Origin of the sequence: Pseudoalteromonas sp. NZS11 (genome assembly GCF_015864765.1) — a bacterium.
Lineage (GTDB): Bacteria > Pseudomonadota > Gammaproteobacteria > Enterobacterales > Alteromonadaceae > Pseudoalteromonas > Pseudoalteromonas arctica.
On sequence record NZ_JADYWP010000003.1, the window covers coordinates 571,317 to 580,112 of the forward strand.

At 36.4% G+C, this 8,796-nt stretch carries 10 protein-coding genes and 1 pseudogene; 8 read left to right on the forward strand and 3 right to left on the reverse strand.

Annotated features, from left to right (window positions below; all coding sequences use genetic code 11):
• Window positions 1–11: 11 nt before the first annotated feature.
• Entirely contained in the window at window positions 12–554 is a 543-nt protein-coding gene (locus I6E82_RS09565) for a hypothetical protein (protein ID WP_165735173.1), read from the forward strand.
• Window positions 555–559: 5 nt separating this feature from the next.
• Here the strand turns inward: I6E82_RS09565 and I6E82_RS09570 are convergent, their stop codons facing one another.
• Window positions 560–2,149, reverse strand: a complete 1,590-nt coding sequence (locus I6E82_RS09570) for an MASE1 domain-containing protein (RefSeq protein WP_197117713.1) — start codon at window positions 2,147–2,149, stop codon at window positions 560–562.
• Window positions 2,136–2,765 carry a response regulator transcription factor gene (locus I6E82_RS09575; protein ID WP_197117715.1) on the reverse strand — a complete coding sequence of 210 codons (630 nt, stop codon included), beginning with the start codon at window positions 2,763–2,765 and terminating at the stop codon, window positions 2,136–2,138. Before I6E82_RS09575 ends, I6E82_RS09570 begins: the two co-directional genes overlap by 14 nt.
• Before the next feature lie 258 nt (window positions 2,766–3,023).
• Here I6E82_RS09575 and I6E82_RS19930 point away from each other — a divergent pair.
• The 3 genes and pseudogenes from I6E82_RS19930 (at window position 3,024) to I6E82_RS09590 (ending at window position 4,299) form a co-directional block, all read left to right on the forward strand.
• Window positions 3,024–3,355, forward strand: a pseudogene (locus I6E82_RS19930) (DUF302 domain-containing protein).
• A 97-nt stretch (window positions 3,356–3,452) separates the two neighbouring features.
• On the forward strand, window positions 3,453–3,752 hold the full coding sequence (locus I6E82_RS09585; RefSeq protein WP_231616913.1) for a hypothetical protein: 300 nt from the start codon (window positions 3,453–3,455) through the stop codon (window positions 3,750–3,752).
• Window positions 3,753–3,786: 34 nt separating this feature from the next.
• Complete coding sequence (locus I6E82_RS09590; RefSeq protein WP_197117717.1) at window positions 3,787–4,299, forward strand: DUF421 domain-containing protein; 513 nt, start codon at window positions 3,787–3,789, stop codon at window positions 4,297–4,299.
• 90 nt (window positions 4,300–4,389) lie between these two features.
• On the opposite strand, the gene I6E82_RS09595 is transcribed toward I6E82_RS09590, so the two are convergent.
• Entirely contained in the window at window positions 4,390–5,007 is a 618-nt protein-coding gene (locus I6E82_RS09595) for a trimeric intracellular cation channel family protein (protein ID WP_076924633.1), read from the reverse strand.
• A 393-nt stretch (window positions 5,008–5,400) separates the two neighbouring features.
• Here I6E82_RS09595 and I6E82_RS09600 point away from each other — a divergent pair, with 393 nt between their 5' ends.
• From I6E82_RS09600 to I6E82_RS09615, 4 genes are all read left to right on the forward strand, one after another.
• Window positions 5,401–6,015, forward strand: coding sequence for a cold shock domain-containing protein (locus tag I6E82_RS09600; protein ID WP_197117719.1), 615 nt, complete (start codon window positions 5,401–5,403; stop codon window positions 6,013–6,015).
• 286 nt (window positions 6,016–6,301) lie between these two features.
• On the forward strand, window positions 6,302–7,129 hold the full coding sequence (locus I6E82_RS09605; RefSeq protein WP_197117720.1) for a hypothetical protein: 828 nt from the start codon (window positions 6,302–6,304) through the stop codon (window positions 7,127–7,129).
• Window positions 7,126–7,923: an FRG domain-containing protein gene (locus tag I6E82_RS09610; RefSeq protein ID WP_197117722.1), complete on the forward strand. Its 798-nt coding sequence runs from the start codon at window positions 7,126–7,128 to the stop codon at window positions 7,921–7,923. The genes I6E82_RS09605 and I6E82_RS09610 overlap by 4 nt, the downstream gene beginning before the upstream one ends.
• Window positions 7,924–8,065: 142 nt before the next feature.
• On the forward strand, window positions 8,066–8,509 hold the full coding sequence (locus tag I6E82_RS09615) for a hypothetical protein (protein ID WP_121954017.1): 444 nt from the start codon (window positions 8,066–8,068) through the stop codon (window positions 8,507–8,509).
• The last annotated feature ends 287 nt before the right edge of the window (window positions 8,510–8,796 follow it).

An 8,796-nucleotide genomic window follows, 5' to 3' on the forward strand; every position in this document is an offset into this window, starting at 1 on the left:
AAGATACAAATATGACTTTATTAGATGAAAGTACAAAAGAATTTGGCAGTATGAGCGTATTACTTCATAACACCAATACAGCAAGTTACTGTATTGAGTGGTTTAGTAAAATGACCGGAGCGTCGATTACCTTAGCAAGAGTTGAAGCTGGCAAGTATTTAGTTACCCGAAAGTGGGCAGCAGGGCGCGAACTAGATGATGTTACCAGTGACTTTAACCGCGCTAACCAAGCCATTATTCATTTTTTGAATAATGTTGATATAGCTAAGATGAACGAGCAAAGAGTCGCCGCAGCTAAACTTTACTGTATAAATTTATTTGTAAAAGCAGAAGGTTTGAGGCCTGTTACTAACCCTAATTTACCAAAACCAAGGCTGCAAGACGCTATAGGTAAAAAGGTAATAGTAAAATCAACCTTGGGCAATTGCCAAATAGCTACCGGACTATTGCTACAGCTGGTGGGTAACCAAGTTGAAATTCAGGTAAACCCAGATAGCGCATTTGATGATCAACCAAGGCAAAAGTTTTACACTAAGCAAGTATCAATTTGTTAAAGTGTTTATCGGCCAATATTTATAGGCAGTTTTACCTTAATGGTAAAGCCGCCTTGATTAGTAACCTTAAAGCTACCACCTAGCGCAATAGCTCGCTCTTGTATAAAAGCTAAACCATAGTGACCTGAGTTTTCTGTTGGTTTTACTTCGCTTCCGTTATCACTAATTTCTAATTTTATAAACTGACTATCCGTTTTAATATTTATAATAAGTTTGGTCGCGTTACTATGCTTAATACAATTGGTAACAGCTTCTTGGCAAATTCTGTACACGGCAATTTCATGCTCTTTAGTGAGCGTATCATCTACTTTAAAATTAACCTCATAGCCTATACTGGCTTTTGTAAGTAAACTTTTTAATCGCCCTTGAGTCATCGCATTTTGTAGCCCTAACTCGTCTAATTCACGAGGGCGAAGGTAGTGCATTAATTGGTAAACAGAATCGTACATAGAGTTTGCATTGCTTTTTAACGTAGCCACAAACGATTGCGTTTTATCGTCACAAAGGTGCGACAAAATAGCTAAGTCGGTTTTTAAAGCCGTTAAGTTTTGCCCAAGTTCGTCGTGTAACTCTTGTGAAAGGTGCTTACGCTCGTTTTCTTGCACGCTCACCATTTTAGCCCCAAGAAGGGTATTTTGATTAAGCTGCTTAGTCAGTGCGCGGTTAATCTTTTTTAATTCAGTATTTTTACGTTTAAGCTCTGTAATTGCCGCGCCTAACACCATGCTGGTAATCGCATTAGCCAAAATAAACAACTGGCTAATATAGGTATTGCTAGGCTCATGGGTCATGCTTGCTTCAACTATTATGAGTGCATTTATAAGTGTCGCACTACTTACTGCGCCTAATACGCCAAAGCGATACGAAAACCAAATAATAGGTAATAACGATGCAAGGCGTAGTAATGGGTAAGTATCGGGCCGTATCAGGTATACAAGCATCGCAACAAGTAAAAAAGTAGCTAACGTAACCGTTAAATTAGTTACTTTAAGTAATGCCGGGCGCTTTAACGAAAGGTTTAAAGAGTGAAGTAGCATAATAAACGGCGCAACTAATAACGAGCCTGTTATATCGCCAAGGCACATATTTAACTGATACTGTAATAGCTCTTTAGCAACCAATATGTTTGTAAATTCAAACGCACTAGAAAACAAAAACCACTTTATTGAGGTGCTCGCAACACACAATAAAATCAACGAAAGTATACCTAAACTATTATTAATACTTGGTGGCCAGCGGCTATGTTTAAACACATACACAAGGGCAAAAAAGCAAAGCTCCTGCCAAAAACCATGCAGTAAATTAAACTCCCAAACCCCGGTCATTGTATAACCTAAGTGAGCAGCCAAAGCACGAGACGATATCCACAACGTAATCCAATACCGAGTTGGCGAAAGCAAATAAAAAGCAATTTTTATCCCTGCAGGAATAAATATAGCGCTACTTTCAGGGACAGTTTCTAAATTAGCCCCAACCCAAAAAGCAGCAATACAGGCAATAAAATAAATTACGCCAACTAAAAACTGCTTTGTAATTTCTTTAACGGTTGCTGCAATAGAAAAATTAAAAGCAGGTAATGTACTAGGTAAGTTCATCTAGCTGAATTACTCCCGCATCAATCGCTATTTTTAGCAGTTCAAACGATGTTGTTACATTAAGCTTGCTGTAAATATTTGCCTTATGCACATGCGCTGTTTTAGGCATTATTTCTAATTTTTGTGCTATTTGCTTTGCATTAAAGCCCTTTGCTAACAGTGGTAAAGCTTCGAGCTCTCGGTTAGTTAAAATAGTTAACGCTGAGTTTGGTGTATTTAAAGCAAAATTTACATCTTCACTTATATAGCGTTTACCTAATGCAACCGATTTAACTGCATCAATTAACTCCTCCGACGCAGAGCGTTTAGACACGTAACCAAGTGCGCCTAATCGTAGCGCATTACTTACATAAGGTTCGTAATCGTGCATGGAGGCAACAATGGTTTTAATTTCAGGGAAATTTTCGTTAAGGTAGGTTAAAAATGTAAGGCCGGTTTCTGATTCATTAAGTGATATATCAACAATAAATATATCGGGTTGTTCAAGCTCAACAGCCAGTTTTGCTTGGCTAACATTGCAGGCTTCTATTATTACTTCCCAGTCTGCTTGTAGCTCTAGTAGTTTTGTAAAACTGTCGCGTACTAATTGATGATCTTCAATTATTCCAATGTGCATGTATTTCTCCCTTTAAATTTATTATACATTGAAACAGATAACCATCAGCCAAAAAATTTATTAAATTTAATTACCTAGCAAAAATCTAAATTGTAAAAATTAAAGGAGCAATAACGCTCAGTATTTATATATTTAAACGGAGACACTATGAAAACACTAAATATTATTTTTGGACTCGCATTACTCTTTGCTATTACAAATGCTGACGCAGTAGAGGGACTAATTTCAGTAAAAAGCCCATTAAGCGCAAAAGCTACTATGGATAAGTTTGAGAATTTGGCAAAACAAAAAGGGCTAAATATATTTGCACGAATAGATCACGCAGCTGGAGCTAAAAAAGTAGAACAACAACTACGCCCAACAGAGGTTCTTATATTTGGTAACCCCAAAGGCGGCACACCTCTTATGCAGTGCGCACAAACGATTTACCGCTAAAAGCACTGGTATGGGAAGACGCACAATCGCAAGTGTGGTTAAGTTATAACGATCCTACTTATATAGCTGAGCGCCATAACGTACCAAACTGTTTAGTTGCTACAAAATTAAGTAAAGTATTAGCTGCACTGTCAGATAAAACCGTTGGGCCATAAAACTAACTTTAAACAATGTATTAGCTAAATTAAGGATGATTTTGAAACAATCTTCAATCGTATTTTTAGCCGTAGTAAGCCTGTTTTTCAGGCTTTTTTGCTAATCTCGCTAATTAGTTTTTTTACAGGTATTTATAATGCTTATGTAGCATTTGCTGGTGGCGATCCTAAATTAATAGCAGGGCATATTTCATCAGGTATTGTAATTTCGTTAATACAAATTGCACCAGCAATAGTTGGCTATTTTATAAATTACATATTGCTTAAAAATAAACGTGTAAATGACTTTGCATTGCTTAAATCTACTTTAAAGTTTTATGCGTATCTATGGCTTTTATTTATCCCTATTGGTACGGTTTTAGGTGCAAAGCTATTAACTCAATTAAAGAAGGGTTAAATTTAATAGCGGCTTTAAAAATAAAGGAGTAACCATGTTTTTTGATGATGTTCAGGGTTTAGTGCGCGTACTTATTATTGGTGTACTGGGGTATGTAGCGCTGGTGTTTTGGTTGCGTGTATCGGGCAAGCGAACACTATCTAAATGGAACGTGTTCGACTTTGTAGTTACCATTGCGCTGGGCTCTATATTAGCGTCTGTTATTATTTCAAAAAGTGTCGCGCTGCTTGAGGGCATATTGGCCTTTGTTGTTTTAATAGGGCTGCAATATTTAATTACCTGGCTTAGTGTGCGCTCGTCAAAATTTGCAGGCTTAATAAAAGCAGAGCCCACGTTGTTACTGAGTGATGGTGAATATTGCACGACAGCCCTTAAATCACAGCGCGTAACAAAATCAGAAATTCGCGCTGCTATTCGTGGTGCGGGTATATTAGCCATAGAAGATGTAGCCGCAGTAGTGCTAGAAACCGATGGCAGTTTTAGCGTAATGCCGCACAATAACAGTGGCTCTAAAACCGCGTTAAGCGATGCAGTGAGTGTTAAATAGTGATAGAGAGCATTAAAGAATAATAAAAGAGGAGACAGGTGAGATTGCCTAGCAGATTCAAGCCTGTCTCATTTAATTTATTTAAGTTACTTACTTAGCGGGTTCTAATAAACTAAAGGTAGGTAAGCGCCATTTAAAGCGTATTGATGCCATACGTATTAAGTAACCTGCAACCAAGCTCACAATAATGCTTATGTTGTCGTCAATATTGTAATGGTGCAATGCTAGGTATAAGCACGCTACAATTAACGATACACTCGCGTATAGCTCGTTATGTAATACTAACGGTGCTTGGCGACATATTAAATCGCGCAGTAACCCACCAAATACGCCAGTAACAACGGCTGCCACTACACAAATACCGTAATGTAATCCCATATTTAGTCCCACTTGGCAGCCAATAATACTAAAGGCAGCTAAACCAAGGGCGTCTAAGCGCATAAATATACCTTTAAATTTAACCACCCATTTAGCCAGCCAGGTAGTGACAATACCGGCAATACAGGTAATTAATAAATACTCTGGGTGTTGTACCCACGTAAGCGGGTAATTGCCTAGTAATATATCTCGTACGCTACCACCGCCAATTGCGGTGGCGCTGGCTACCAGCACTACGCCAAACCAATCCATTTTCATTCGCCCTGCGCTAAGTGCGCCGGTCATGGCTTCTGCGGTAATACCAATAATATAAACAACGGTTAGTAGCATAAGATAATCACTTGAAATTCGTGCGTAAAAATAAGGTGTGGATTGTATAGATAAATTAAGTAAATAACGAATGAAAAATCATACTAAAAAAGCATCATTCAGATAGAAATAACTAATAACAAAAACCAGTGTAAACAAGCTGTTAAGTTAATAAGTGGATGCGCAATGATTCATATGAATTAAAGGACATATGGCCGTAAAGTATAAATAAAACAGGTTGGATTTAGTTGTTTTTTAGCGCGTTTGTTTTTCAGCTAAGTTTAATAGATAAAGCGCAAAAATTAACGCAATATGAATAATTGGTTGCATGGTTTTAATTTAGGAACGTATAATAACAAGTGTTAACTAAATGGAATTTGCGTAAAACGCAGCTTAAGCAAAATAGGCAGATAAATGCACAAAGGATTGTTAAAGACGTGGAAAACAGACAAAGGTTTTGGTTTTATTAAATCAGACACCCTAGAACACGACACGTTTATACACATATCAGCGCTCAAACACATGAGCCGCAAGCCTAAAGTTGGCGACACTATTTATTTTGAAGTAGCAACACAGCCCGACGGCAAAACCAAAGCAGTTAACTGTCGTATAGAAGGCGTTGCAGAGCTTAAAGCACCTTACCAAAAACACAATAACCAGCCGTACCGTATCGCAAAGTCTAATTTTGCCAGTAGCTTTTTAGGTAAAGTTGCCTCAATAGCGCTAATTGCTGCACTTTGTTTTTATGCGATTAATAAATACAACGCTCACTCAAGCAGCCAAACACTCGTTATTACCAATGCCGATTTAGCCACCTTTGATGGACAATATCCAAAGCTCGCTATTCCTAAAATCGTTATTCCAAAAAGCAGGCAAAATTTTACGTGTGATGGCAGGCAATATTGTACTGAAATGCGCTCACGAGAAGAGGCTGTGTTTTTTATTAATAACTGCCCGAATACAAAAATGGATGGTGATGGTGATGGAAAACCTTGTGAAAATGATTCACGGTTCAAAACTGAGTGGTAATTTTATAAATCGTTTAGTTAAAGGTTTGGTTAAATAGAAATAGAATTAATTAATGACGGCTTATAAGTACAGTTGTTCGAAATTTGTCCCATAACATTATTAAAAGTCGTTTTGGGGTTAAATAACAAAGGCTACTGAATAGCAATTGTAATTATTTTTTATAAATGAGTTGTTTGGTGTGATTATCGAACAATGTAATATACGCCGTTTTGGGGTGTTATAACCCCCGAAAGTGGTGTTCAATAAGCTGTTAAATTGCATCCATACATCACAAGGAGATTGGGTATTGGCGACTCGTGAATATTACTTATATAGAGCAAAGTTTATAAAACCTGCTCAACTACCATTGCTTGTAGAAAATATATCTTCTATGGAGCTCTTTCTTAATTCAATACACGATAAGCCAGATTATGCATTACCTAGTGGAAGCGAATGGCATATTGGCAATGTTAAAATGTTCGACAATTTTACAGGTTCATTTGCTGTAGGAAGAACAACAAAAACAACTTTTGAAAAGTTTGATGTGGAAGCTGGTGACTTTGTGGATGAATTAGATGATTCAGGTCCATATACAGTTGTTATATTTGATGCGAATATTGGGTTACTCGGTATTTCAAAAAAATCAAAGCTAGCACCTCATCCTTCAAGTATTGCTCGCCGTATTAAGGATTTACTTTTAACAACTAATACTGCAATTGATTCTGGAATTGATGTTAGAGTTGATGTAATCCCAGATCCAGAGGACTTTCTAGAAAAACTTCGAGGTGCATATTCAATTAGGAAATTCAAAGCAACGTTTACAGGTCCTAACCCTGTTGATGCAGATGAACTTTTTCAAAAACCTTTATCTGTTTATGCACAGAACATTGGTGCAATTTCTGGCACTTTAGAAGTTACAGGAGATGCATTAAATGAAGAGGTTGCTGAATCGGTAGCAAAATCTACGGCAGCTACAGGTAATACAGCATCAGCCAGAATAATTCCGTCTTTAGGAGTCAAAGCGAAAAACATAAAAATGAAAGGTGACGCGGTTGTGGTAACTGTTGATGAAGATGCTCCAAACTCCCAGGTTCTAGAACAAATGCAAGTAGAATATAGGAGGGTTAGAGGATGATTCGTGAAGTCGAAATAAAGGACTCAGACGAGCTGATTCGCAAAATTAATGAGTTACCAAATAATTTTATTTATAGAGGACACGCAGATTCAGCTTGGAAGCTAGAATCCACATTAGAGCGTACTCTTGGTGATAAGTGGTCAAGTGAATTAGCAAAAAAATGCGAAGATCATTACCTTAATTTGTTTAAATCAAAGTACCACATTTATAACGGTAATGAACATGAGCCTAAAAGTAAATTAGCTTGGTTGTCTGTAATGCAACATTATGGCGCTCCGACTCGATTAATAGATTTTACTGAAAGTCCTTATGTTGCTCTATACTTTGCTCTGGAAGCCTACAACCCATTGTTAAAAAAAGATCTAGCGATTTACGCCATCGATTATAATTCAATAATGGATGAGTCTCTTTCTTACATTTCAAAACGTGACTCTAGCTTTAAGAAAACTAGAAATGAGATTATTGGGAAACAAGATGCATTGTTTGACGATGTAGTAGATCGTTTTTCATATGAAGTTGTTTGGATTACAGAGCCTCTTGAATTAAATGCCCGAATTGATAGGCAATCAGGGACATTCTTAATTTCAGGAGATACGGAACAAAGAATAGAAAATCTTCTTGTTAAACAAATATATAGCAATGTAATAATACATAAATATATTATCCCTAGTTCCCTTTATGAAAATATTTATGCACTCCTGAGAAAAATGAATATAAATGCCAAAACTATATATGGTGATTTAGGAGGTTTAGCAAAATCGATAAAGATGGATATGCAAGTTCATGCAATTTAACAACTTGCATAAACGGACACAGAAAGCTTACTGTGCTCGTACCTCGTCACAAGAATTAATAAGACACCAAGAATTAATAAGACACCCATCTTAAATTTCAGCTTAGTCAGCAGTGCAGAGCAAGTTTTCGGAGTATTAAAAAATGGATTTTGTTATATACTTAATTTTATTTTTATTGTTCTATATTTTAGTCAATTATATCCAAAGCATTATTGGGTATTACCCTAAACTAGCTAGAGAATATAAAACGGATTTAATTATTTCTGATTCCTCACTTTTAAAATCAAGCAGTATGTACTTGACGAATGTGGCAGATATTTCTCGTGAGAAAAACAGTGAATATCGGACTTGGCTAAATATTAAATCATTTCAGCAAGGTATATTTATAAGCCAAAAACGGATGTTGATTCTACTATTTCCCAGGAGTTTTTTAATACCATGGGAGCAAATTAGTTTAATAAAAGAAAAAACTAATTTTCTTAAAAATCAATATCTTTATAAAGTCGAATGTAAAAAAGAACCTGTTTATATCATTACGAAATTCGATTTGTTAAAAAGCGTAAGTAACAAGAATTTACGAGAATAAATGAAGTCAAATCTTGACTTCACACATCAAAACTTAAATTAGTCGAATAGCTTTGATATAAGCTATTTTACCCTCTAAAAGCGAAGCGCCTCATATCCTCTTTGTGAGTTAGTCTTTAGATTACTAAGAGGGAACAAACTAGGAATGCGCTAAGCAAGATTAACAATGACATATATGGACGCTCCCTTGAAGTCAAGACGAGCTAATGTCTAAACATCAAAATTGATGCCTTTATTTAATTGTCATGTATCCCATTTCACAGTCATGATGCGTCACAAGCTTGCTGA

Coding starts and splice junctions, on each gene's coding strand:
- I6E82_RS09565 (WP_165735173.1), top strand. CDS start 12: ATGACTTTATTAGATGAAAGTACAAAAGAATTTGGCAGTATGAGCGTA.
- I6E82_RS09570 (WP_197117713.1), bottom strand. CDS start 2,149: ATGAACTTACCTAGTACATTACCTGCTTTTAATTTTTCTATTGCAGCA.
- I6E82_RS09575 (WP_197117715.1), bottom strand. CDS start 2,765: ATGCACATTGGAATAATTGAAGATCATCAATTAGTACGCGACAGTTTT.
- I6E82_RS09590 (WP_197117717.1), top strand. CDS start 3,787: ATGTTTTTTGATGATGTTCAGGGTTTAGTGCGCGTACTTATTATTGGT.
- I6E82_RS09595 (WP_076924633.1), bottom strand. CDS start 5,007: ATGCTACTAACCGTTGTTTATATTATTGGTATTACCGCAGAAGCCATG.
- I6E82_RS09600 (WP_197117719.1), top strand. CDS start 5,401: ATGCACAAAGGATTGTTAAAGACGTGGAAAACAGACAAAGGTTTTGGT.
- I6E82_RS09610 (WP_197117722.1), top strand. CDS start 7,126: ATGATTCGTGAAGTCGAAATAAAGGACTCAGACGAGCTGATTCGCAAA.
- I6E82_RS09615 (WP_121954017.1), top strand. CDS start 8,066: ATGGATTTTGTTATATACTTAATTTTATTTTTATTGTTCTATATTTTA.